Here is a 24,647-nt window from a genome sequence, read left to right as displayed (position 1 = left end):
GCCAGATCCGGTCCCCCGGTCGATGCCGCGCGCGGCCTGCGGCATCGACCTGACCACCGCCCGATCCGGGATGTGAAGAAAAACAGGCGTTTTTGCGGAATTCGTGCTATGGTTGTGTGACCATCACACCATCAGTGAGGGATGCAGATCGTGTTTCAGACTGCCCCGACCGACGCCGAGATAGAAACCGCAGCCCTTGCTGCGGAGCTTGTGGAAGGCCGCACAGAGATGCTGCGGCACCTGTTTGCGGCTGCGAATGCCACGTCGCCCATCGTGATCTGGGATCCCTTTGACCGGGATCTCAAACATCCGGTGGTGCGGGCCTTCGCCACGACACTCAGGCCCATTGCCGACGCGCAAAAACGGGTGACGCAGGCGGCGCTGGACGCTGCCGATCTCTCGGGGTTTTCCGATTGGATGATGCGGCTGGAACCCATCCGGGACGCCGATGGTATCGTCCGGGATTTCCGCTATCTGCACTACGGGTCCGAGATCGCCGCGAGCTATGGGCGTGATATGACCGGCGGTTACACCTCCGAGATCGGCGGCCATATCTCGTCATTCTTTGCCGCGCTCTATCATGCGGTTCTGGGCCGGGGCGAATGGGTCAAGAGCATTCACGAGCCCCCTTCCGAAGTCTTCGCCCGGATCTGGCGGCGGCTGATCGTGCCGGTCTATGACGCTGCAGGCGAGATCGTACAGATCGCGGTGCTGAACGTTGCCGATAATGATCTGCGCGCCGGGCTGGAGGCCGTGCCCGATCCGGTGATGGTCGTGCGCCAGAACGGCAATGTGACCTTTGCCAACGGCGCGGCCCGGGCTCTGTTCGGCGAGCGTCGGTTCCTGAGCGATCCGGTGACGCTGGAGGCTTATTCCGGGATCTTCCTGGATTTGAGCCAGCCGCGCGACTCCGTGCTGGACCGGCGGGTCCATACCGAAGAAACACAGGTCGGCGTCAATAACAGCCTGATCGTGCATTTCCGCGTGACCCGCAGCGTGATCTTCTACCGTGAGCAGCTTTACTATCTGGTGATTGCCAAGCCCGAGTGATCACTCGAGCGGGGCGTGGGACACGCCCCAGAGCTGATCTTCGCTCATCCAGCCGCGCGTGCGGCCCACGCGGACGCGGCACCAGTCCCGTTCACATCCCTCGAGCCGGGCGATCACGCCAAGCTCGGCATGGGCGCGGATCGGGGCATCGGCGGTGGGGTGGCTGAGCACCGGGGCGAGATCCTCTTCGATGATCACCGTGCGTGCGCCGCTCAGCAGCGAGTAATGCATCCAGCCGCCCGCGCCGTCCCGGTCCCGCACCCGGCGCCAATGGCCATACTCCCCGGTGATCTCGAGCGGCATGTTGCGATGCTTGAACACCCAGTCGATCCGATGGGTCAGGCTGGGGCCGCGACGCACATTGCCTTCCTTCGCCTTCATCGACACAAAGCGCGGAATGGGCAGGTTGGTCTCGGGGCCGGTCTGGGGTTTCGGCGCGGCGGCTGTCTCTGCATGCGTCGGGGCGGAAGGGGTCGTTTCGGCCAGTGCGCTCACGGGTCCCAGCAGCAGCGCGGCCAGAACGGCCAGCGACCATCGCGGGGTGCGGATGCCACGGAAGAAACGACCACGGATTGCGCGGTTGATCATAGGTGCCTCGACTGCTCGTCCGGGCTTGGAATTCGGCCCGGTAATTTTATTGCGCTGAGGGGTCTATCTGCTTGCCCCTGTTCCTGACTTATTGCCAGTATGGCGCCGAGTTGAAAAGTGTGGAGGTGGGCCGATGCCCGGTGAACGCCTGAGTGTTGTCGTCACGCGACGGTTGCCCGACGCGGTGGAGACGCGCCTGAAGGAGCTGTTCGACGTAGAGCTCAACGAGAGTGATACGCCGATGTCCCGCGAGGCGTTGCAGGGGGCGATGCGGCGGGCCGATGTGGTTGTCCCCACGGTGACCGATACGATCGACGGGGCAATGCTGGCCAGCGCCGGCGATCGGCTGAAACTGATCGCGAATTACGGGGCGGGGGTGGACCATATCGATGTCGCCACCGCACGTCAGCGCGGCATCCATGTGTCGAACACGCCCGGTGTTCTGACCGATGATACGGCGGATATGACCCTTGCGCTGATCCTTGCGGTGACGCGGCGGATCCCCGAGGGGCTCGCGCTCATGCAGGCCGGGACCTGGACCGGCTGGAGCCCCACGGCCCTGATGGGCGGTCGGGTCGCCGGACGCCGTCTGGGCATTCTCGGCATGGGTCGGATCGGGCAGGCCGTGGCGCGCCGGGCCAAGGCGTTTGGCATGCAGATCCATTATCACAACCGCCGCCGCCTGCATGCGGGGATCGAAGAGGATCTGGAGGCCACCTATTGGGAAAGCCTCGACCAGATGGTCAGCCGGATGGATGTGATCTCGGTGAACTGTCCGCACACGCCTTCGACCTTTCACCTGATGAATGCGCGGCGGCTCAAGCTGATGAAACCGTCTTCGGTGATCGTGAACACCTCGCGCGGAGAGGTGATCGACGAGAACGCCCTGACGCGGATGCTGCGCGCCGGCGAGATCGCCGGGGCCGGGCTCGACGTGTTCGAGCATGGGCACGAGATCAATCCGCGCCTGCGCGAGCTGCCCAATGTGGTGCTTCTGCCCCATATGGGATCGGCGACCGAGGAGGGGCGCTCGGAGATGGGCGAAAAGGTCATCATCAACATCAAGACCTTCGATGACGGGCACCGGCCGCCCGATCTGGTGGTGCCCTCGATGCTCTGACCGCGTCGGTTGATCCGGATCAAAGCCCGGCGTGGGTTTGGCTGTCATGTCTCCCTGTGAAAATATTCACAGAGGAGAATATGATGGAGTGGACCGGCTTCATGTCCGACATGCGCGGCGATCTGAAAACCCTCAACGCGGCCATGCCCGAGACGGCGCGCGCCTTTGGAACGCTGACCAAGGCGGCCAAGGAAAGCGGTGTGCTGGACCTGAAATCGCGCGAGTTCGTGGCCTTGGGCATCGCGGTCTCGCAGCGTTGCGCGCCCTGCATCGGGTTTCACGTGGAAGCGCTCGCCAAGGCCGGAGGTACGCGGCAAGAGCTTGTGGATGTCTTGAGCATGGCGGTCCAGATGGGGGGCGGCCCGTCCTTCATGTATGCCGCCGAAGCGCTCGCGGCCTGGGATACGCTCGTGGCGGAGTGATCGGGCCCTCCGCTGCTGACGGACGCCATTCGTAGGTTTTACCCCGAGGTTCCGCTACTCTACGCCATAGCGCCAAGCCACGCCGGGTTGGCCTTGTTCCGATGCCCAAACCATGGGAGGCCACCGCATGACAGCCCTTTTTTCCGTGATCGCAAGTGCGGCACTGGTCCTGATGCTCTGGCCCCAGACCGTTGCGGCCCAAGACGCTGGGGGACTATGGCGGGATGCTTGCCTTGTCGAGTCGCGCACGCGAGGGGCCGGAACACTCCCGACTGCATGCCCGCGCGGTAAGGTTATGCAGGGGGGCTTGTGCTACGATACCTGCCGCTCTGGCTATGCCGGGGCCGTGACCATGTGCGTGCCCGATTGCCCCTCGGGCTTCCGCGATGACGGGCTCTATTGCGCCAAACCAGCGTCTTACGGGCGCGGGGCGGGCTATGCCTGGCAGCCTGCGGATTGGTTCAGCGATGCGGGCATGTTTGCGCGCTGCGAAGCCGACCATGGGCGCGGGAATTGCGAGAAGTCTGGGCTGATTGTCTATCCGAAATGCAAAAGCGGCTTCGTCGCGGTGGGGGCCAATGTCTGCTCGCCGCAATGCCCGTCCAACACCGTGGATATCGGAGTGTCCTGTCAGAAAAACACCTATGATCGCGGGGTTGGGACGCTCCCGATCTGTGGAAGCGGTCGGGAGAACGACGCAGGGCTCTGCTATCCTTCTTGTCCGGCGGGGCTGCGCGGCGTCGGTCCTGTCTGCTGGCAAAATGGCTGCCCCTCGGAGTTTCCAGTCGCCTGCGCCTCTGTCTGCGCGCGCAGCGCAGAGGCCTGCGAGGCGATCACCGGCTTGTTGATCGTGGCTGTGGAAAACTTGGGGCGCTTGTCCTGGTGCGCTCGTTGAGTTTGAACCTGCCAGAGAGGACAGGGCGCTCTCACACAGAAACGCGCCGCTGGTCCGAGCGCCGCACGAGCCGGTTCGGCGACCCGCTGCAGGAAACTCCGCTTATGGAACGCGCGGTCAGATCTCGTTTTTTGGCGGGGTGCCCGCGGTCCCCAGAGCCTCAGGCGCCTGACCGGGTCGTGTTTTTGCGCCCCGGCATTCGAGGATCACACCACTGACCATGACGCTTTGCGGGCGCTCGAAAACCAGTCGGTACCAGACCAGCGGTGCGTCGAGATCGAAGAGCGTCGCGGCATTCACCCCGTCAAGCTGACCGACCAGATCCTGCGCCTTGAGCCGCAGGGTCGGATGCTCGGAACCGGCATCGATCAGGTGCGCCGGAACCCGCACGGGCTGATCCGGTGCAAGCAGCAGCGCGCGTTGTGGCATCATCGGGCCAAAGGCGCGCGCCGCGATCCGGATGGGCGGGGCAAGGGTGGCATCCACCCGACTGCGCGGTTCGATCACCACGTCCCTGACCGGTTGCAATCCTTCGGTGCGCGTCACCACCAGATCGCCCGGGTTCAGATTCTCGATCCAGCGGTCGCCATAGGGGCTGCGGATGCTGGCCCCGGCGCCGATCCCGCCCGGCCCCCCTTTGGGTTCCTGTGGCGCAAGGGCCGTGTCGTCACGGGACATATGGCTCATGGCAGGCTCCTGATCCGGGCAGCGCGGATCCCGGACGGGGCAGATCGTCCGGGTGTCGGGATCAGCCTAGAGCAGAGGCCTTAACAGCCCGTAAGCCCGCGCAGCGCCGCTCAGCCGTCCTTGCGGATCGCCGCGTTGCTCGGGTCATAGGGGCTGTCCTCGGTGATCTCGGCATCCCAGAGTTCGCCCAGCATCCGCACCTTGAGCTTCGTGCCCGGCACGGCGAGATCTGGGCGGACATAGCCCATGCCGATGCTCTGGCCGAAGGCGACCGAGTAACCGCCGGAGGTCAGACGCCCGACCTTGGTGTCCGGCCCGGCAGGCGCATCCGCCAGATAGAGCGCCTCGCGCCCCCAGGGATCTGCATCCCCGGGCCCATCGATGCGCAGGGTCACGCATTTCGAGCGGATCCCCAGAGCTTCCATCGCCGATTTGCCGTGAAAGTCCTTGGACAGGTCGACAAAGCGGTCGAGCCCGGCCTCCAGCGGGGTGGCATCGCGGCCCAGTTCGGTCCCGAAGGCGCGATAGGATTTCTCCTGCCGCAGCCAGTTCTGCGCCCGCGCGCCCACCGGTGTCAGACCGAGATCGGCGCCCGCCTCCATGAGCTGGTCGAAGAGGTAGTTCTGCATCTCGATCGGGTGGTGCAGCTCCCATCCCAACTCGCCGGTATAGGCCACGCGGATCGCCATCGTGGGGCACATCTTGAGCTCGATATCTTTCGCGCTGAGCCAGGGGAACCGCTTGTTCGACAGGGCCGTGCCCGGCTCGGGGTCGCGGATCAGCTTGGCCAGAATGGCCCGCGCATTGGGACCAGCCAGTGCGAAAACCCCGTATTGCGAGGTCACATCCTGCAAGACCATGGGGCCAAACTCGGGCATCTTGTCGGCGATGGCCTTTTGCAGGAAATCCGCATCATAGGCCTGCCACGCCCCGGCGGAGACGAGGTAATACTGATCCTCCGCCTGGCGAACGATGGTGTATTCGGTCCGGGTGGTCCCGGCGGAGGTCAGGGCGTAGGTCAGGTTGATCCGGCCCACGCGGGGCAGCTTGTTGGTGGTGAACCAGTCGAGGAACCGGGTCGCGCCCGGCCCGGTCAGCACATGCTTGGTGAAGGCGGTGGCGTCGATCAGGCCCGCCGCCTCGCGGATCGCCTTGGCCTCGGTCACGCTATGCTCCCACCAGCCGCCGCGGCGGAAGCTGCGTGCCGCGTGATCGTCGAAGCCTTGCGGGGCGAAGTAGTTCGGACGCTCCCAGCCGTTGACCTGCCCGAACTGCGCGCCGAGCGCCTTCATCCGGTCATAGCAAGGTGCGGTTTTCAGGGGGCGGCAGGCTGCGCGCTCCTCATCCGGGTGGTGCAGGATGAAAACGTGAGAATAGCATTCCTCGTTCTTGCGCATGGCGTATTCGGTGGTCATCCAGCTGCCGTAGCGCTTGGGGTCGAGGCTGGCCATGTCGATCTCGGCCTCGCCTTCGATCATCTGCTGGGCCAGGTAATAGCCCGTGCCGCCTGCCGCCGTGATGCCGAAGCTGAAGCCCTCGGCGAGCCACATGTTGCGCAGCCCCGGCGCGGGGCCGAGCAGGGGGTTGCCGTCGGGCGTATAGCAGATCGGGCCGTTATAGTCGTCCTTGAGGCCCACGGTCTCGGAGCTGGGGATCCGGTGAATCATGGACATGTATTCTTCCTCGATCCGCTCGAGATCCAGCGGGAAGAGGTCGGCGCGGAAGCTGTCGGGCACGGCATACTCGAACCGGGCCGGGGCGTTTTGCTCGTAAGGGCCGAGGATCCAGCCGCCGCGCTCTTCGCGGACATACCATTTGGCATCGGCGTCGCGAAGGACGGGGTGTTCGGGGTTGGAGGCGCGCCACTCCACCAGCGCCGGATCCGGCTCGGTGACGATATACTGGTGCTCCACCGGGATGGCGGGGATCTTGATGCCCAGAAGCTGCGCGGTGCGTTGGGAATGGTTCCCCGTGGCGGTGACCACATGTTCCGCATGGATCGTGATCTGCTCGTCCGAGGGCACAAGATTGCCGCCCTTTTCCACCATCTTGGTGCAGGTGACATCCCAGTGATCCCCGGTCCAGTGATAGGCGTCGACCTGCCAGCGCCGCTCGATCATCACCCCGCGCTGGCGCGCGCCCTTGGCCATGGCCTGCGTGACGTCAGCCGGGTTGATATAGCCGTCGGTGGGATGAAGGATCGCGCCCTTCAAATCCTCGGTCCGCACCAGCGGGTAGAGGTCCTTGATGTCGCTCGGCGAGAGCCATTCATAGGGCACGCCCACGGTCTCAGCCGTGGAGGCATAAAGCATGTACTCATCCATCCGCGCCTGGGTTTGGGCCATGCGCAGGTTGCCCACGACCGCGAAGCCCGGGTTGAGGCCGGTTTCTTCTTCGAGTGTCTTGTAGAACTTGATCGAGTAGTCGTGGATATGGCTCGTGGCGTAGCTCATGTTGAAATAGGGCAGAAGCCCCGCCGCATGCCAGGTTGAGCCAGAGGTCAGCTCGTCCCGCTCCAGCAGCATGACATCAGACCAGCCGCCGCGCGCCAGATGATAGGCAATGGAGGTGCCGACCGCACCACCGCCGACGATCAGAGCTTTGACATGGGTTTTCATCGGGAGCCTCCTTCGCGCAACGGGCTCAGCATAGCAAAGCCGCACGAGCGCGCGCCGTCCTGCCGACCCATGGCGGTGCGAATGCGACCTGTGCCGTGCCCTTTGATCCCGCCGCTGCGCTGGTTGAGAGGGCGGGAGCCTCCGGCGGGGATATTTGGAGACTTAAGGGAGGGGGCGCGGATCCGAGCCCGGTGCGGGGGATCGAGGCTGCGCGTAGATCACTGTTTCCGCGGCAATGGGCGCGTGGGTTTCGAGATGCAGGCTGTGGCCCGGCAGGGTGCGGCGCAGCCAAGGGAGCAGCTCGAAAATTTGCCAGCCATGATAGGTGCAGATCGCCAGTTTCGGCGTGAAACGCTGCAGGGTCTGGAGGCCGCCTTGCAGGGCGCGGAGCTCCATCCCTTCGATATCCATCTTGATCAGATCCACGCGGGGGAGGGACTGGGACGCAACCAGCGCGTCAAGCGTGGTGGTCACGGCCTTGGGGCCACTGGTTTGCCCCTCCGGCGCGATATGAGCCCCCGTGGTGGCGCCTGCCAGATGGATCTCTTCGCCGTCCCGGTCGGAGATCGCTGCGGGCAGAGTTGTGATGCGCTGGGACAGGTCCGGATTGGCGGCGCGGTTCCGGGCTTGCAAAGCCAGTTCCGTCGGGGTCGGCTCGATGGCGAGCACGCGTCCCTTGCGGCCGACCACCGCCGCAAAAGCGAGGCTCGTATCGCCTGCCCCTGCGCCAAAATCGAGGGCGATATCGCCCGGTTCCGGCCCGATCCGCAGCCCGTCGCGATCGAGGAAATACTGACGCTCGAGGAAGGGGCTGATCGCATTGCCATACGGGGCGAGGTAGTGCAGAGGCGTGTCGCCAAAGCTCAGGCTGTGCATCTCGAGCCCGGCCTCATCAGGTTGGCGGCTGATCACGCGGTCATGGGCGGCCACATGGGCCTCCCACCGATCCCGGGCCGTCATGGCAAAGCGCGTCGGACCAAGAAGCTTCGCGGCAAAAAACTCCTCCAACCGCGTGCGGGAGGTTGCGTCGTCGAGCATGCCCTCCAGCGCGTCGATCTCAGCCGCGCGGTCCTCGAGAAACGCTGCCTTTTGGGGCAGGGTGTGGGGCGGCACCCGGTAGCGGGCGAGCAGGGAATTTAGCGGCTCGGCCACGGATGCCAGCGCGGTTTCGCTGTCCTGCGCAAGGGAAGACGCCAGTCGCGCGCGCAGCCGGTCAGAGAGAGAGGGGGCGGTCATTAGCGCTCCATTGCTGGGACCAGTGCTCGCATGCGGCGCGCCTTCTGGCAAGCGCCGGGGGCTGCGCGGATTGGCCCTGTTGAGCGGAGGCAAGGCTTGCCGCACATCTGCGGCAGTTTTGGAGGTGCTCCCATGTCCGCTCAACCCCAGCCCGAGACCCCGTCCGCCCCGATCCGCCGGATCACCGTGCCGCAGATCGCCGCGCGAAAGGGGGGCGAACCGATTGTCGCCCTGACAGCGAGCCATGTGCAATTCGCTCAGATCCTCGACGCCCATTGCGATGTGCTTCTGGTGGGCGACAGCCTTGGGATGGTGACCCATGGCTTTGAGACGACCCTGCCCGTGAGCGTGGAGCTGATGATCGCCCATGGCGCTGCGGTGGTGCGGGGGACGCAACGGGCGCTGGTCGTGGTGGACATGCCCTTCGGATCCTACGAGGAATCCCCGCAGGTGGCGTTCCGCAACGCCGCGCGGATCATGGCCGAGACCGGCTGTCAGGCGGTGAAGCTTGAAGGCGGCGCGCGCATGGCCGAAACGATCGCTTTCCTGACGGCGCGGGGCATTCCGGTCATGGCGCATATCGGCCTGACACCGCAGAGCTCGAACGCCATGGGGGGCTTCAAGACCCAGGGCCGCGACACCGAGAGCTGGCCCTTGCATCACGCGGATGCCCGGGCCGTGGCCGAGGCGGGGGCCTTCTCGGTCGTGCTGGAGGGGATGGTCGAACCCCTCGCGGCCGAGGTCTCGGCAGCCTGCACCATCCCGACCATCGGGATCGGCGCGTCAAAGGTCTGCGACGGTCAGATCCTCGTGATGGAGGACATGCTGGGCCTCGGCGGCTGGGCCCCGAAATTCGTCCGCAAATTCGCGGATCTGCGCGCCGAGGTGGACCGGGCCGCGGGGGCCTATGCCGCCGCCGTCCGGGATCGCAGCTTTCCCGACAAAGATGAGACCTATGGCTAAAGCTGTGTTTGTCGCAGCGCTTTGGTGACTGTGTCACCGACACGACCGGCGGGCACGGGCGATACTGCGGTCAGGATCTGACACGCAAAGGAGTCGCATCATGACCCGCAACGAAGGCACGCTCGACCGCGCATTGCGCATCATCGCAGGGCTTGTCCTGCTCTCGCTGGTATTCATCGGCCCGCAAACCCCCTGGGGCTGGGTCGGCATTGTCCCGCTCCTGACCGGGCTCGTCGGCTACTGCCCGGCTTACTCGATCTTCGGGATCAACACCTGCGGGCTGAAGAAAAGCTGATCGTTTGGCGCGTCCGGGCCTTGGGCGCCTCCGCAATCTTCCCCCGACAAGGCCCGCGTCAGACGTGAAAAAGGGGCAGCGTCGTTCCGCGCTGCCCCTTCCTCTTAAGTCTCTAAATATCCCCGCCGGAGGCCCGCGCCGCAAGGCGCGACCCGCGCGGTGCCGGATCAGTTCGGAATGTCGCCGGTGATCCCCTGGACGTAGAAGTCCATGGTCACGAGCTGCTCATCCGTGGCGACCTCGCCTTCGGCGAGAAAGACGCTGCCATCCTGCTTCATGATCGGCCCGGTAAAGGGATGGTACTCGCCCGCGGTGATCGCGGCGATCATGGCTTCTGCCTCGGCTTTGACCTCTGCGGGCACGGGCGCGGTGATCTCGCCGATCACGACTTCGCCTTCGGCCATACCGCCCCAGCTGTTCACCTGCTCCCATGTGCCATCCATCACGGCCTGCACGCGCTTGATGTAATAGGGGCTCCACTCGTCAATGATCGACGCAATACGCGGCGAGGGCTTGTAGGCGGCCATGTCATTGGCCTGGCCGAAGCCGTAAACGCCCTCGGTCTTGGCCATCTCGGCGAGCGGCGCGGTCGAATCCGTGTGCTGCATGATGATGTCGACACCCTGCTCCAGCAGGGCCTTGGCCGCATCCGCCTCTTTCGCGGGATCATACCACGTATAGGCCCAGACCACGCTGATCTCGACATCGGGGTTCACCTTCTGCGCATGCAGGAAGGCCGAGTTGATGCCCTGGATCACTTCGGGGATGGGGAAGGAGGCGATATAGCCGATCTTGTTGGTCTTGGTCATGCTGCCGGCGATGTGACCCAGCACGGCGCGCCCTTCATAGAACCGGGCGTTGTAGCTCGAGACATTCGGATGCAGCCGCTTGTAGCCCGTGGCATGCTCGAATTTCACATTCGGAAAGCGCGCGGCGATGGTGTTCACCGGGTCCATGTAGCCAAAGGAGGTGGCAAAGATGATATCCGCGCCGGAGAGGGCCATCTGGGTCATGACGCGCTCGGCATCTGCCCCCTCGGGCACGATCTCCTGATACACGGTCTCGACCGCATCGCCGAAATGCTCTTCGACGGCCAGGCGGCCTTCATTGTGCTGGGTGTTCCACCCGCCATCATTGATCGGTCCGACCATGATGAAGCCGACCTTGGTCTTGTCTTCGGCAAACGCGCCGCTGCTGACCCCTGCTGCCAGTGCGGCCGCGAGTGCGGCGCTCTTCAATGCGAAGCGGAATTTCATACGTCTTCTTCCCTGTGAAACCGGTTGTTGTTGAGCCCGTCCGGGAGGGCGTCGCGTGACATTATCCTACAGCGCGCCGCGCCAGCGGCAAGGGCGCGCGGGGCCCGAATGCTCGTGACTTGGGCGCGCGCCGCAAAATTGGGCGCTCTGCGAAACCCATGGTCCCGCGCGGGGGCGGGGCGCGCCTAGCTTGAGGCGTGAAAACTGCGTCCGAGGGCGGCGGGCGCATTCAGGGCCGCGCGGGTCTTGTCCATGGACATCAGCACCAGCACGAGGATCGTGATCAGGTAGGGGCTCATGGACAAAAGCTCCACCGGGACCTTCACGCCCGCGGCCTGCAGGTTGAGTTGCAGCACGGTGATCCCGCCAAAGAGATAGGCCCCCAGCACGATCCGCCAGGGTCTCCAGCTGGCGAAGACGACAATGGCCAGCGCGATCCAGCCTGCCCCTGCGGTCATGCCCTCGGTCCATTGCGGCACCCGGATCAGGCTCAGATAGGCCCCGCCCAGCCCGGCCAGCGCGCCACCAAAGGCAATCGCCATCAGGCGGATCCGCACCACCTTGTAGCCGAGCGCATGGGCTGCATCATGGCTCTCGCCCACGGCGCGCAGGATCAGTCCCGCCCGGGTAAAGCTCAGGACCGCCCAGACCGCCGCCACGAGCGCGATCGAGATATAGACCATCAGGTCATGGGAAAAGAGGATCCGCCCGAGCACCGGGATATCCGATAGAGGCCCGAAATTCAGTGGCTCGGTGACCGGGGCCTTGATCCCCACATAGCCCTGTCCGACCAGTGCCGAGAAGCCGAGGCCGAACAGCGTCAGCGCAAGTCCCGTGGCCACCTGGTTCGACAGCAGGAATTGCGTCAGCAGGCCAAAGATCATCGAGAGCGCCGCGCCCCCCAGCGCCGCGCAGACAAATCCGAGTGCGGGGCTCTCGGTCTCGACCGCGATGGCAAAGCCGCAGATCGCGCCGAAGATCATCATCCCTTCGACCCCGAGATTCAGCACGCCCGCCTTTTCGCAGACCAGCTCGCCGAGCGCGGCCAGCAGGATCGGGGTGGAGGCCACGATCAGCGAGGCGATCAGGATGACAGGGTTGATCGCGTCCATCAGTGGTGCTCCCCGAGGATGGCAAGACAGTAAAGGCACACAGCCCCCCAGCCGAGGGCGAGCCCGAACCCCATGAGCGGCAGATGCGCAGGTTTCGGGTGATGGGCCAGAAAACGCCGCGCCAGCGGGCGCAGTCGGGGCAGGCACAGGCCGAGTGCCATTGCCGCAACAGCGACCCCCAGATGGGCGAGCACGAAGCCGAGGCCGAGCCCCCGGTCGGAATGCAGCAGAGAGGGCAGCATCAGCCCCAGCATCAGGCCCATAGCCACGGGGGGCGATATCAGCTTGTGTCCGGTCATGCGGCAGACCTCCGCCCCAGCCGGATCCGGTAGTTCGACAGCACGTCGACCCCCAGAAGGAAGAACAGGAGCATCCCCTGGAAGGCCTGGATGGCGGCGGAAGGCAGGCCGAGCATGAATTGCGCCAGCTCGCCGCCGATATAGGTCAGCGCCATCAAGAGCCCGGCGAGCAGGATGCCGATCGGGTTCAGACGCCCGAGAAAGGCCACGATGATCGCGGTGAAACCGTAGCCCGAGTTGAAGTCGATGCTGATCTGACCGGCGGGGCCGGTGACCTCGAACAGGCCCGCAAGCCCCGCAAGCCCGCCCGAGACCCCGAGGCAGACCGCCACCAGCAGCGACGGGTTCACCCCGGCAAAGCGCGCCGCGCGCGGGGCCTGACCGGTCAGCTTGATCTGGTAGCCCAGCATGTGCCGGTTCAGCATGACATAAGCCGCGATCACCGCGACGAAGGCGGTCACCACGCCCCAATGCATCCCCGTGCCCGCGATAAGCTCGGGGTTGGACATGGCGTCGATCTGCGACAGGTTGCGTGAGCCCGGAAAGCCGCCGCCCTCGGGGTTGCGCAAGGCTCCGAGCGCCATGGAGGCGAGGATCGCCTCGGCGACATAGACCAGCATGAGCGAGACGAGGATCTCGTTCGTGCCGAACTTGATCTTGAGCAGGGCCGGGATCATCGACCAGGCCCAGCCGCCCAGAGCGCCCGCCAGAACCATGGCCGGAAAGATCAGCGCGCTTTCGGTGGGATAGGCGGCCAGCCCAACCGCGGCGCCGCAGATCGCGCCCATGATGTATTGCCCCTCGGCCCCGATATTCCAGATCCCGGCGCGGAAGCCGAGGCTGAGGCCGATGGCGATCAGGATCAGCGGGCCCGCCTTGATCAGAAGCTGCGGGCGCGAGAAGGCCGCGAATTGCTCGGAGAAGAGCGGGTCCCAGAAGATGGTGCGCAGGGCTTCGAACGGATCCTTGCCGAGGGCGGCAAAGAGGATGCCACCTGCGATCATGGTCAGGATCACCGCGACCACGGGGGTCAGCGCAGTCCAGAGGCGGGACGGGTTGGGGCGTTTTTCGAGACGGATCATGACAGGCGGGGCCTTGCGGGCAGGGAGCGCCCCGCTGCACGCCGTTGGATCGGGCTGCGCGGGCAGGAGCCTCCGGCGGGGATATTTAGGGACTTAAGATAGCAGGGGGTGCGCTCAGCCATGAAGCACCGCCTCGGCATCCTTGGCGGGCGCGTCCATGTCATGGGCCCCGCCCAGCATCAGGCCGATCTGGTCCACGGTCAGCCCGGCGGCGGGGACCTTGGCGCTCAGCCGTCCGCCATTCAGGGCGGCGAAGGTGTCGGAAATCTCCATCAGCTCGTCGAGATCCTGGCTGATCACCACCAGCGCCGTGCCGCCCGCGGCGAGATCCAGCAGCGCTTGCCGGATGGCGGCGGCGGCCGAGGCATCGACGCCCCAAGTCGGCTGGTTCACCACGAGCACCTCGGGGCGTTGCAACACCTCGCGTCCGATGACGAATTTCTGCAGGTTGCCGCCCGAAAGCGCGCGGGCCGCAGCCCCCGGCCCAGGGGTGCGGACATCGAACTCTGCGATGATCCGCTCGGCAAAGGCCCGGGTCTTGCCCCAGTCGAGAAAGCCCTTGCGAGTCAGGTTCTCGCGCACGGATCCCGTGAGCAGGGCGTTCTCCGTCAGGCTCATATCCGGGGCAGCGGCATGGCCGAGCCGTTCCTCCGGACCGCTGAGCACGCCGAGATGGCGGCGCGCCGTGGGGCCCGCCGCGCTGATCGGCTTGCCATGGAGGAAAATCGCATCCTCGGCCCGCCGTTCGCCCGAGATGGCCGCCAGCAGTTCATCCTGACCATTGCCCGCGACACCGCCGATGCCCAGCACCTCGCCCGCGCGCACGCTCAGATTGATGTCGCGCAAGGGTGTGCCGAATTGCGTGGCGGCGGGCAGGGACAGGTTGCGCAGTTCCAGCACCGGCTCCCCATGGGCGTTGCCTGCCGATTTCGTCTGCTGCAGGGTCTTGCCCACCATCATCTCGGCCAGCTCGCGTGCCGAGCTCTCGCGCGGGTCGCAAGTGCCCACCACCTTGCCCAGCCGCAGGATCGTCGCGCTGTCGCAGAGGCTGCGGATCTCTTCGAGCTTGTGCGAGATATAGAGGATCGCCGTGCCCTCATCGCGCAGCTTGTTCAGAGTGGCGAAGAGGATCTCGACCTCCTGCGGGGTCAGGACCGAGGTCGGCTCATCCATGATCAGCAGCTTCGGATCCTGCAGCAGGCAGCGGATGATTTCTACCCTCTGGCGCTCGCCCGCGCTGAGCGTGCCGACAAGGCGCGCCGGATCGAGGGGCAGGCCGTAGGCGTGGCTGACTTCCGTGATCCGGGCGGCCAGATCGCGCATCCGGGGCGGATCCTCCATCCCCAGCGCAATGTTCTCGGCGACGGTCAGTGCTTCGAACAGGCTGAAGTGCTGGAACACCATGGCCACGCCCGAGGCGCGCGCAATCCGGGGTTCAGGCGGGGCAAAGGCAGCGCCGCGCAGGGTCATGGCGCCGCTATCCGGACGCACGAGCCCGTAGATCATCTTGACGAGCGTGGATTTGCCCGCGCCATTCTCGCCCAGCAGGGCATGGACCTCGCCCTGGGCAATCTCGAAAGAGACGTCATCATTGGCGACCACGCCCGGATAGGCTTTGGTCAAGTGCTCAACGGTCAGCAGCGAGGTCACGCGCGGGCCTCGCGGGGCGGTGTCTGTGCGGGTCTTTTCATCATCTGCTCGGAAAGTAGGCTGGCGGCGACACCCACGGCAATGGCCTGCGGGTGTTTGCCGAGGCTCGGATCGCCGATTGGACAGGTGATGCGCGAAATTTGGGCAGGCCCATGGCCCAGTTGCGCCAGCCGGGACCGGAAGCGGGCCCATTTCGTCTGCGATCCGATCAGCCCGATCCCGGCGCAGGGCTGCTGCAGCAGGGCGTGACACAGCTCGAGGTCGATTGTGTGGGAATAGGTCAGGATGAGATGGGCCGCCTCCGGTGGGGCCAGACGCGCCGCCGCGGCCGGGTCCGGGGCCGGCAGGCAAGAGACGCAAGCGGGCACGGCTTCCGGGAAGCGATCCTGCCCGGTATCCACCCAGGTGATCGCCAGATCCGGCAGCGGGGCGAGCGTATGGACCAGCGCGCGCCCCACATGCCCGGCCCCATAGATCCAGAGGGGCCGCTGCGGGGGCGCCACGGCCTCCGCCACCCAGCCATCGCGCAACAGCAGTGTGGGAACCTGTCCCTGTCCGCGGGCGTCTGCCAACACCCGCCGCAGGGCCAGCGGCGCGTCTCCGGTGGTGCCGGGCAGGGGGCGCATGGACAGAGGCGCGTCGAGCTCGGCCACGCGCTGCGCGTCGTAGATCTCGGTCAACAAGGTCACCGCCCCGCCACAGCACTGGCCCAGTCCGGGCCCGAGCGGGATCGGGTCGAGCCGGTCGGTCCAGCTCTCCCGCGCCCGTGCGGCGGCTTCGAATTCCAACGCGCCGCCTCCGATGGTCCCCGACTGGCCGCCTTCCCAAACGAGCATGGCCGCCCCGACCTCGCGCGGCACCGAGCCCCGGATCTCGGCCACCACGACCCGGGCCACCGGCCCATGGGCGGCGATCGCCGCGCGCAAGGCGTCCGGATCGAGGCTCATGCCGCGCCCCGCACGCGCTCAATCGCCCAGAGCACCCGCTCCGGCGTCGCCGGCGCGTCAAGCGCGGGGTAAAGCGCCCCGTCGCCGCAGGCCGCCACCGCATCCGAGAGCGCCATCAGCGCCGAAATCCCCAGCATCAGCGGTGGCTCCCCCACCGCCTTGGAGCGATAGACCGTCTCCTCGTGGTTCGAACCTTCCCAGAGCGCGACATTGAACACAGGCGGCGTATCCCCGACCGCCGGGATCTTGTAGGTGGAGGGCGCATGGGTCCTGAGCCGTCCGGCCTTGTCCCAGACCAGCTCTTCCATGGTGAGCCAGCCCGCACCCTGCACATACCCGCCCTCGATCTGGCCAACATCCAGGGCGGGGTTCAGGGACGCCCCGGCATCATGGAGGATATCCGTGCGCAAAATCCGGTACTCGCCGGTCAGCGTGTCTACCGCGACCTCGGTCAGGGCGGACCCATAGGCGAAATAGTAGAATGGCCGACCTTCCCCCTTGATCCGGTCCCAGACGATCTTGGGCGTCTTGTAGAACCCCGTCGCCGAGAGGCTGACTCGGGACATGTAGGCCTTCTGCACCGCCTCCGGGAAGGAGATCTCGGCCCCACCCGCGCGCAGCATGCCGCCCTCGAACACAATGTCTTCGGGTCGCGCCTGCAGATCCGGGGCGATGCACTCCGCGATCCTGTCACGAATGGTGTCGCAGGCCGCCTGCACCGCCATCCCGTTCAAATCCGAGCCCGAGGAGGCCGCCGTGGCCGAGGTGTTGGGCACCTTGCCCGTGTCCGTTGCGGTGATCTTGACCGCGCCGACATCGACCCCGAACCGCGCTGCGGCGACCTGCGCGACCTTCTGGAACAGGCCCTGTCCCATCTCGGTACCGCCATGGTTCATGTGGATCGAGCCATCCTGGTAAACATGCACCAGCGCGCCCGCCTGGTTGAGATGGGTCAGCGTGAAGGAGATCCCGAATTTTACCGGGGTCAGGGCGAGACCCCGCTTGATCAGGGGGCTCGTCTCGTTCCAAGCCCGGATCTGCGCCCGCCGCACGCCGTACTCGGCCTGCTGCGCCAGCTGATCCGTCAATCCATGCAGGACGAAGTCCTCCACAGGCATGTGATAGGGCGTGGTCTGAACCGCGCCCGCCTGCTTAAGTCCGGAAATATCCTCGGGGGGGCTGCCAGCGGCAGCGGGGGGCAGACAGCCCCCCTCCGCATAGTAATTCAGGCGCCGCACGTCGAGCGGGTCGCGGCCGACGGCAAAGGCAATATGATCCAGCACGCGCTCGATCCCGACCATGCCCTGGGGGCCGCCAAACCCGCGAAAGGCGGTGTTGGATTGAGTGTTCGTCCGCAGCCGATGCGAGCGGATCGAGACATGCTCCAGATGATAGGCGTTGTCCGCATGGAGCATCGCCCGGTCCGCCACCGGCAGGCTCAGATCCATGGACCAGCCACAGCGGCAATACTGCTCAAAGGCGAGGCCGAGAATGCGCCCCGCGTCGTCGATCCCGACCTGGTAGTCGATGCGGAAATCATGGCGCTTGCCGGTGATGACCATGTCGTCATCCCGGTCATAGCGCATCTTGGCCGGCCGCCCGGTCAGGGCCGCGACCACCGCGCAGGAGCAGGCCAGCGCGTTGCCCTGGCTCTCCTTGCCGCCGAACCCGCCGCCCATCCGCCGGATCTCGACCCGGACCGCGTGCATCGGGACCCCAAGGGTCTCGGCGACCTTGTGCTGGATCTCGGTCGGATGCTGGGTCGAGGAATGGACGACCATGTCGCCCCCTTCCTGGGGCAGGGCCAGCGCCGCCTGACCCTCAAGGTAGAAATGCTCCTGCCCGCCGATATCGATGCTGCCCTCGATCAGCTTGGGGGCCGTGGCCAGCGCGGCCTCGGCATCGCCCTTGGTGTAGTGCCGGGGGGCGTCCTCGAAGATCGCATTCGCCGCAATGGCATCCTCGATACTCAGGAGCGCGGGCTTCTCCGCATAGGTGATCCGGGCCAGACGCACGGCCTTGCGCGCGGCCAGATGGCTCTCGGCGGCCACGACAAAAATGGGCTGGCCAACATAATGCACCCTGCCGGTGGCGAGCATGGGCTCGGGCGCCGGGGAGGGCGAGACGTCATTGTGATGGGGCAGGTCATCTGCCGTGAGAACACAGGCCACGCCGGGGGCCGTCCGCACGGCCTCCAGATCAAGGCCGGTGATCTCGCCATGGGCGATCTCGCTCAACCCGAAGGCCAGATGCAGGGCATTGGCCGGTGTGGGGATGTCATCCACATAACGCGCCGCGCCTGTCACATGGAGCTTGGCGGCGTCATGGGGGAGGGGTTTGGCGACGCTCATGGGCGCACCTGCGCGAGCGAGGTCGCCGCCCCGTCGAGATCTGCCATGTAGCGATGCAGCATGTTCTGCGCTGTGCGCAAACGGTACGGGGCAGATGCCCGCATGTCGCTCAGAGGGGTGAAATCCTCCGACAGGGCTGTTGCCGCGGCCTCGAAAGAGGCGGCGGTCCAGGGCGCGCCGGTCAGAGCCTGTTCTGCCGCGGAGGCCCGCTTCGGGATCCCGGCCATGCCGCCGAACACGATGCGCGTCCGCGCGATGGTGTCGCCATCGCGCTCCAGATTGAGGGCCCCGCAAACCGCCGAGATGTCCTGATCGAACCGTTTCGAGAGCTTGTAGACCCGCAAGCCCGTCTGGCCCCGGGGAATGGTGATCGCCTCGACGAATTCGCCTTGGGCGCGGTCCTGTTTGCCGTAATCGAGAAAGAAGGCCTCCAGCGGTATCTGGCGGCGCTTATCCCGGTGCCGCAGATGGAGCGTGGCACCCAGCGCGATCAGGGGCGGGGGGCTGTCCCCGATCGGGGATCCGTTGGCGATGTTGCCGCCCAGCGTCGCCGCATTGCGGACCTGGACCGAGCCGTAACGGCGGAGCATCTCGGCAAGGCTCGGATAGTCGTCGCAGACCAGCTCCAGAAGCTCTGAAATCGTCACCATGGCACCGACCTGCCAGTGGTCCTTTGTGGTGTGAACTGTCTTGAGATCCTCGCAACCCGACAGATAGGCGACGGGGGCCAGCGCGCGCAGCTGCTTGGTCACCCAGAGCCCGACATCCGTTGCCCCGGCGATCAGGGTCGCCTTGGGATTGTCCGCGTACCATGTGGCGAGCGCGTCGGAGGAGCGTGGCTGCACCACGCCCGCCTCCGCGCCCGCTGTCGTGGCCTCCCGCGCCTCGGACACCGGTCCGGGCAGAGGCGGCTCGATCATCCAGTCCGGCACTGGCGCATCAGAGGCGGCTTCGGCGGCGCGCAGGATCGGGGCATATCCGGTGCAACGGCAGAGATTGCCGGCGAGCTGGGTGGCGTAGTCGGTCTTGCCCGCGCTATGGGCGCAGGCGAGGGTGGCGATGATCCCGGGCGTGCAGAACCCGCATTGGCTGCCATGATGGGTCACCATCGCCTCCTGCATCGGGTGCAGGCCGCCATCGGGTCCGGCGATCCCTTCGACGGTGCGCACGGCCTTGCCCGCGAGCTGCGGCAGAAAGAGAATGCAGGCATTCAGGGTCCTGGGACCGTCCGCATCGGTCACGATCACCGTGCACGCGCCGCAATCGCCTTCGTTGCAGCCCTCTTTCGTGCCGGTCAGCCCGCGCCGCTCACGCAGCCAATCCAACAGGGTCCGCGTTGCCGGTTCATCCGCAACGCGCACGGTCTCTCCATTCAGAAGAAACGTCGTCTCCATAAATATGTGCCCGCCGCGTTACTGAAGAGGGAGGGTTCTGCGGCCTTCGATGCGGCGTAGAAGGCAGCCCCTCATGCTTGGATCAACCCAGAACAGGAAACCGGGGATCACAGCGCTTTGCAAGAGATTTGGCGCGGGACTGTCATGGTTTTGCGCAGATGCCTAATCCTTTGGCATCTCCCCCGGGGCGCGGGGCGTCCGGTCAAACCCCGAGACCGGAGCGCAAGATCGAGCGGGATGTCTCACCAAACCCTTTCAAAACTGGTTGGGGTTTGATCGATGCTTGAGTCGAATTTTAGGGATCAGGCAAACCCAAAGGTGCGCTGCGCTGCCTTGGGTTCAAAGGCGGACAGGGCGTCCATGAAGCGCGCGCGGGCGACGGCTGCGGCGCTGATCTCTGCACCGGTGCGGGCCTTGGCGCGGGCGGCGGCCTCGCCCTTGGCACGTGCGGCGGCTTCGGCTTGGGCGCGGGCGGCAGCCTCGGCCTTGGCGCGAGCCGCGGCGTCTGCCTTGGCCTTGGCGCGGGCGGCGGCCTCGGCTTGGGCGCGGGCGGCTGCCTCAGCCTTGGCACGAGCCGCGGCGTCTGCCTTGGCGCGGGCAGCGGCTTCGGCCTTGGCGCGGGCAGCGGCTTCGGCCTTGGCACGCGCCGCGGCGTCTGCCTTGGCGCGAGCGGCCGCTTCGGCCTGGGCGTCGGCGCGATTGGTCTGAGCGGCACGCGGGCCCTGCTCGGCCCAGACCCAGACGAGGTCAAACGCGGCATTGATCTCGGCCAGACGGGCATTGGCCGTTTCCTTGCAGCCCTCGGCCTGATCCGGGTGATGGATGCGCACCAGCTTGCGCCATGCCTTCCGGATCACGGCGACATCGGTGGTCGGTGCGAGGCCGAGAAGAGCGAAGGCGGTCTTGGTAGCTGCGTCGATCATGTCGTATCCATCCAGGTCTTTGCGTTTGTTCGAAGCTTTGAAGCAAGTTCGGGTCAAAAGCGTCTAAAATGCACACTAAATGCAACGGGCCTCCGCGGGCAGTGATTTCTTGCCCGACAGTTAATGCCCGGCTCGCGCGTTAACACTTGATTATCCACAAAATAGAGTGGTCTGACGCTTTCCGCCCGCAATCTCTTGCGCTAACTTCCTGTTATGCTTGATCCCCGATTCATCCATTTGCGCGTGCACACCGAATACTCCCTCCTCGAGGGGGCGATGCGGCTCAAGAAGCTGCCGGATCTGACGGCCAAGGCGGGCATGCCCGCGATCGCCCTGACCGACACGAACAACATGTTCGCGGCTCTGGAGTTCTCGGAGGCGATGTCCAAGGCGGGCATCCAGCCGATCATCGGCTGTCAGGTGGATCTGGAGTTCGACCCCGCCGCCCCCGGGGAGCGTCCGCGCGCGCCGGCGCCGCTTGTCCTGCTGGCGCAGACCGAGCGGGGATACGAGAACCTGATGAAGCTCAATTCCTGTCTCTATGTGGACAAGGGCGGGCAGTTGCCTCAGGTCACTCTGGAAGAGCTCGAAAGCCTGAGCAGCGATCTCATCTGCCTGACGGGCGGACCGCGCGGCCCGGTCGGGCGCCTGCTGTCAGCCGGGCAGAAACCCAAGGCCGAGGCGCTGATGGCGCGGCTCAAGGCGGCGTTCGACACGCGGCTCTATGTGGAATTGCAGCGCCACCCGGGCGATCCGGTCTGTGCCGAGACCGAGCCGGGCATGGTCGGGTTGGCCTATGCCATGGACCTGCCGCTGGTGGCGACCAATGACGCCTACTTCCCGAACGAGTCCATGTACGAGGCCCATGATGCGCTGATCTGCATCGCCGAAGGGGCGTATGTGGACCAGCAGGCTGATCGCCGTCGCCTGACGGACCAGCACTATTTCAAGACCCAGACCGAGATGGCGACGCTCTTTGCGGATCTGCCCGAGGCCATCGAGAACACGGTGGAAATCGCTCGCCGCTGCGCCTTCAAGGCCTACAAACGCGACCCGATCCTGCCGAAATTTGCCGATGACGAGGTGGCCGAGCTGCGTCGGATGGCCAAGGAGGGGCTGGCCAAACGTCTGGCGGTCATCCCTCATGCGACCTCGGTGGAGGAATACGAGAAGCGGCTCGATTTCGAGCTCGGGATCATCGAGGGGATGGGCTTTCCGGGCTATTTCCTGATCGTGGCGGATTTCATCCAGTGGTCCAAGGATCACAACATCCCGGTGGGGCCGGGGCGGGGCTCGGGCGCGGGCTCGCTCGTGGCCTATGCGCTGACCATCACCGATCTCGACCCGCTGCGCTATTCGCTTCTGTTCGAGCGCTTCCTGAACCCCGAACGGATCTCGATGCCGGATTTCGACATCGACTTCTGCATGGATCGCCGTGAAGAGGTGATCCGCTACGTGCAAGAGAAATACGGGCGCGACAAGGTGGGCCAGATCATCACCTTCGGCGCGCTCCTGTCCAAGGCGGCGGTGCGCGATGTGGGCCGGGTGCTGCAGATGCCCTATGGGCAGGTGGACCGGCTGAGCAAGATGATCCCGGTGGAAGGGGTCAAACCCGTGTCCATCGAAAAGGCGCTGGCCGATGAGCCGCGCCTGCGCGAAGAGGCCAAGGCCGAGGAGGTCGTGGACCGGCTCCTGAAATACGGGATGCAGGTCGAGGGGCTGCTGCGGAACGCCTCGACCCACGCCGCCGGCGTGGTGATCGGGGATCGTCCGCTCGATGCGCTGGTGCCGCTCTATCAGGATCCGCGCTCGGACATGCCGGCAACCCAGTTCAACATGAAATGGGTGGAGCAGGCCGGGCTGGTGAAGTTCGACTTCCTCGGGCTGAAAACCCTGACGGTGATCCAGAACGCGGTGGACCTGATCCTCGCCAGTGGGCGGGACCTGCATATCGCCGCCGATGGCACCGAGCTCTATACGCCCAAACCCGGCACCGAGAACGACATCAATGCGATCCCGCTGGATGACGAGGCGTCCTACAAGCTCTATGCCGCCGCCAAGACCGTCGCCGTGTTCCAGGTGGAAAGTACGGGCATGATGGATGCGCTGCGGCGCATGAAGCCCGACTGTATCGAGGACATCATCGCGCTCGTGGCGCTCTACCGCCCCGGCCCGATGGAGAACATCCCGAAATTCTGCGAGGTGAAGAACAAGCTCAGTGAGCGGGAATTGCTGCATCCGACGGTGGATCACATCCTCGACGAGACCCAGGGCATCATCGTCTATCAGGAACAGGTGATGCAGATCGCCCAGGAGATGGCGGGCTACACGCTCGGCGGGGCCGACATGCTGCGCCGCGCCATGGGCAAGAAGATCCAGGAGGCGATGGACGCCGAGCGCCCGAAATTCCTCGCAGGCGCCAAGGAGAACGGCGTCGACAAGGACAAGGCGCTGGAGGTCTGGAACCTTCTCGACAAGTTCGCCAATTACGGCTTCAACAAATCCCACGCAGCGGCCTATGCGGTGGTGAGCTACCAGACCGCGTGGCTCAAGGCGAACCACCCGGTGGAGTTCATGGCCGGGGTCATGAATTGCGATATCCACCTGACCGACAAGCTCGCGGTCTACGCCGAGGAAGTGCGGCGCGGGCTCGATCTGGAGATTGTGCCGCCTTGCGTGAACCGCTCGCTCGCGACCTTCTCGGTGACCGAGGGCAAGCTGGTCTATGGCCTCGGCGCGCTCAAGAATGTCGGCGCCGACGCGATGGAGCTGGTGGTGGCGGGGCGCGGCGACAAGCCCTTCGTGACGCTCTTTGACCTCGCGCGGCGCGTGGATCTGAAACGGGTCGGCAAGCGCCCGCTGGAGATGCTCGCCCGGGCCGGGGCTTTTGATCAGCTCGACGGCAACCGGCGGCGGGTTTTCCAGAGCCTCGACGGCCTCGTGGCCTATTCCGCCGCGATCTTCGAGCAACGTGCCTCAGCGCAGGTCTCGCTCTTTGGCGAAGCGGGCGAGGACCTGCCGGAGCCGCGGATCCTGCCTTGCGACGACTGGCTGCCTGCCGAACGGCTCGCGGAGGAGCATAAGGCCGTGGGCTTCTACCTCTCGGGGCATCCGCTCGATGACTATATGGGGGCGCTGAAGCGGAAAGGCGTCGTGACGCTCGAGGCCCTGACCCAGCAGATGGATCGCGGTGCGGCCGTGGCCAAGATCGCGGGCACTGTGGCCGGGCGGCAGGAGCGTAAATCCGCGCGCGGCAATCGCTTTGCCTTCGTGCAGGCCTCGGACCCGACAGGGCTCTACGAGGTGACGGTCTTCTCCGATACGCTGGAGACGGCGCGACCCCATCTGGAAACCGGCAAGAATGTGGTGCTGACGGTGGAGGCGACCCTGGAGGCGGATCAGCTCAAGCTGCTCTGCAGATCCGCCGCCCCCATTGATGACGCAGTTTCCGATGCCAAGGGTATGATGGGATTGCGTATCTTCGTGGACAATGACGAGGCGGTCCCCAACATCGCGGGTCTGCTCGGGCGCATGGCCGAAGATCCGAGTATCCGGACCCGCGGCCCGATCACCCTGGCCTTGGTCGATCCCGACCTGCCCGGAGAGGTCGATGTCCTTCTGGGCGAGACCCTGCCGGTCAATCCGCAGATCAAGGGCGCACTCAAAAGCCTGTCCGGCGTGGCCATGGTCGAAGAACTCTGAGCCTTGCGGCAAGCTTAAGTCCGGAAATATCCCCGCCGGAGGCCCAAAATCCGCCCG

The 24,647-nt window shown here is 65.6% G+C and carries 20 protein-coding genes; 7 read left to right on the top strand and 13 right to left on the bottom strand.

Translation table 11 applies throughout. The annotated features are described in order from the left end of the window. Positions 1 to 150 precede the first annotated feature (150 nt). Positions 151 to 1,050, top strand: a complete 900-nt coding sequence (locus ACP150_RS17440) for a PAS domain-containing protein (protein WP_424967964.1) — start codon at positions 151 to 153, stop codon at positions 1,048 to 1,050. Here the strand turns inward: ACP150_RS17440 and ACP150_RS17435 are convergent, their stop codons facing one another. Continuing rightward, on the bottom strand, positions 1,051 to 1,638 hold the full coding sequence (locus ACP150_RS17435) for an SH3 domain-containing protein (protein ID WP_424967963.1): 588 nt from the start codon (positions 1,636 to 1,638) through the stop codon (positions 1,051 to 1,053). A 133-nt stretch (positions 1,639 to 1,771) separates the two neighbouring features. Between ACP150_RS17435 and ACP150_RS17430 the strand changes: the two genes are divergently transcribed. The 3 genes from ACP150_RS17430 (at position 1,772) to ACP150_RS17420 (ending at position 4,075) form a co-directional block, all read left to right on the top strand. Beyond that, complete coding sequence (locus tag ACP150_RS17430) at positions 1,772 to 2,758, top strand: 2-hydroxyacid dehydrogenase (protein ID WP_424967962.1); 987 nt, start codon at positions 1,772 to 1,774, stop codon at positions 2,756 to 2,758. Positions 2,759 to 2,841: 83 nt separating this feature from the next. Further along, the gene (locus ACP150_RS17425) at positions 2,842 to 3,180 is read left to right on the top strand and encodes a carboxymuconolactone decarboxylase family protein (RefSeq protein WP_424967961.1); all 339 of its coding nucleotides are present in this window, start codon (positions 2,842 to 2,844) and stop codon (positions 3,178 to 3,180) included. A 307-nt stretch (positions 3,181 to 3,487) separates the two neighbouring features. Continuing rightward, positions 3,488 to 4,075 carry a hypothetical protein gene (locus ACP150_RS17420; protein WP_424967960.1) on the top strand — a complete coding sequence of 196 codons (588 nt, stop codon included), beginning with the start codon at positions 3,488 to 3,490 and terminating at the stop codon, positions 4,073 to 4,075. Positions 4,076 to 4,192: 117 nt separating this feature from the next. Here ACP150_RS17420 and ACP150_RS17415 read toward each other — a convergent pair whose 3' ends face one another. From ACP150_RS17415 to ACP150_RS17405, 3 genes are all read right to left on the bottom strand, one after another. Beyond that, on the bottom strand, positions 4,193 to 4,762 hold the full coding sequence (locus tag ACP150_RS17415) for a Hint domain-containing protein (protein WP_424967959.1): 570 nt from the start codon (positions 4,760 to 4,762) through the stop codon (positions 4,193 to 4,195). Positions 4,763 to 4,872: 110 nt separating this feature from the next. Further along, positions 4,873 to 7,380 carry a GcvT family protein gene (locus ACP150_RS17410; protein ID WP_424967958.1) on the bottom strand — a complete coding sequence of 836 codons (2,508 nt, stop codon included), beginning with the start codon at positions 7,378 to 7,380 and terminating at the stop codon, positions 4,873 to 4,875. 162 nt (positions 7,381 to 7,542) lie between these two features. Continuing rightward, positions 7,543 to 8,616, bottom strand: a complete 1,074-nt coding sequence (locus ACP150_RS17405) for an FkbM family methyltransferase (RefSeq protein ID WP_424967957.1) — start codon at positions 8,614 to 8,616, stop codon at positions 7,543 to 7,545. Between the two features lie 132 nt (positions 8,617 to 8,748). Between ACP150_RS17405 and panB the strand changes: the two genes are divergently transcribed. Together panB and ACP150_RS17395 are read left to right on the top strand one after the other, a co-directional pair. Then, entirely contained in the window at positions 8,749 to 9,579 is an 831-nt protein-coding gene (gene panB, locus ACP150_RS17400) for a 3-methyl-2-oxobutanoate hydroxymethyltransferase (protein WP_424967956.1), read from the top strand. A 100-nt stretch (positions 9,580 to 9,679) separates the two neighbouring features. Further along, positions 9,680 to 9,874 (top strand): YgaP family membrane protein, encoded by a 195-nt coding sequence (locus tag ACP150_RS17395; protein WP_424967955.1) that lies wholly within the window; start codon positions 9,680 to 9,682, stop codon positions 9,872 to 9,874. A 167-nt stretch (positions 9,875 to 10,041) separates the two neighbouring features. Here the strand turns inward: ACP150_RS17395 and ACP150_RS17390 are convergent, their stop codons facing one another. The 9 genes from ACP150_RS17390 to ACP150_RS17350 form a co-directional block, all read right to left on the bottom strand. Then, positions 10,042 to 11,130 carry a BMP family ABC transporter substrate-binding protein gene (locus ACP150_RS17390; protein ID WP_424967954.1) on the bottom strand — a complete coding sequence of 363 codons (1,089 nt, stop codon included), beginning with the start codon at positions 11,128 to 11,130 and terminating at the stop codon, positions 10,042 to 10,044. Positions 11,131 to 11,315: 185 nt separating this feature from the next. Continuing rightward, a complete protein-coding gene (locus ACP150_RS17385) occupies positions 11,316 to 12,242 on the bottom strand; it encodes an ABC transporter permease (RefSeq protein ID WP_424967953.1) in 927 nt (308 codons plus the stop codon). Beyond that, entirely contained in the window at positions 12,242 to 12,541 is a 300-nt protein-coding gene (locus ACP150_RS17380; RefSeq protein ID WP_424967952.1) for a hypothetical protein, read from the bottom strand. The genes ACP150_RS17385 and ACP150_RS17380 overlap by 1 nt, the downstream gene beginning before the upstream one ends. Next, complete coding sequence (locus ACP150_RS17375; RefSeq protein ID WP_424967951.1) at positions 12,538 to 13,623, bottom strand: ABC transporter permease; 1,086 nt, start codon at positions 13,621 to 13,623, stop codon at positions 12,538 to 12,540. Before ACP150_RS17375 ends, ACP150_RS17380 begins: the two co-directional genes overlap by 4 nt. Before the next feature lie 114 nt (positions 13,624 to 13,737). Beyond that, the gene (locus ACP150_RS17370) at positions 13,738 to 15,273 is read right to left on the bottom strand and encodes an ABC transporter ATP-binding protein (protein WP_424967949.1); all 1,536 of its coding nucleotides are present in this window, start codon (positions 15,271 to 15,273) and stop codon (positions 13,738 to 13,740) included. Continuing rightward, a complete protein-coding gene (gene xdhC / locus ACP150_RS17365) occupies positions 15,270 to 16,220 on the bottom strand; it encodes a xanthine dehydrogenase accessory protein XdhC (protein WP_424967948.1) in 951 nt (316 codons plus the stop codon). Before xdhC ends, ACP150_RS17370 begins: the two co-directional genes overlap by 4 nt. Continuing rightward, a complete protein-coding gene (gene xdhB / locus ACP150_RS17360; protein ID WP_424967947.1) occupies positions 16,217 to 18,571 on the bottom strand; it encodes a xanthine dehydrogenase molybdopterin binding subunit in 2,355 nt (784 codons plus the stop codon). The genes xdhC and xdhB overlap by 4 nt, the downstream gene beginning before the upstream one ends. Beyond that, on the bottom strand, positions 18,568 to 19,965 hold the full coding sequence (gene xdhA / locus ACP150_RS17355; RefSeq protein ID WP_424967946.1) for a xanthine dehydrogenase small subunit: 1,398 nt from the start codon (positions 19,963 to 19,965) through the stop codon (positions 18,568 to 18,570). The genes xdhB and xdhA overlap by 4 nt, the downstream gene beginning before the upstream one ends. Before the next feature lie 302 nt (positions 19,966 to 20,267). Then, positions 20,268 to 20,888 (bottom strand): J domain-containing protein, encoded by a 621-nt coding sequence (locus ACP150_RS17350; protein WP_424967945.1) that lies wholly within the window; start codon positions 20,886 to 20,888, stop codon positions 20,268 to 20,270. A gap of 213 nt (positions 20,889 to 21,101) precedes the next feature. Here ACP150_RS17350 and dnaE point away from each other — a divergent pair, with 213 nt between their 5' ends. Next, complete coding sequence (gene dnaE, locus ACP150_RS17345) at positions 21,102 to 24,590, top strand: DNA polymerase III subunit alpha (protein WP_424967944.1); 3,489 nt, start codon at positions 21,102 to 21,104, stop codon at positions 24,588 to 24,590. Positions 24,591 to 24,647: the final 57 nt, after the last annotated feature.

It is taken from the genome of Dinoroseobacter sp. S375 (assembly GCF_049800775.1).
GTDB lineage: Bacteria > Pseudomonadota > Alphaproteobacteria > Rhodobacterales > Rhodobacteraceae > Dinoroseobacter.
This window is presented reverse-complemented; position numbering and strand designations above follow the sequence as displayed.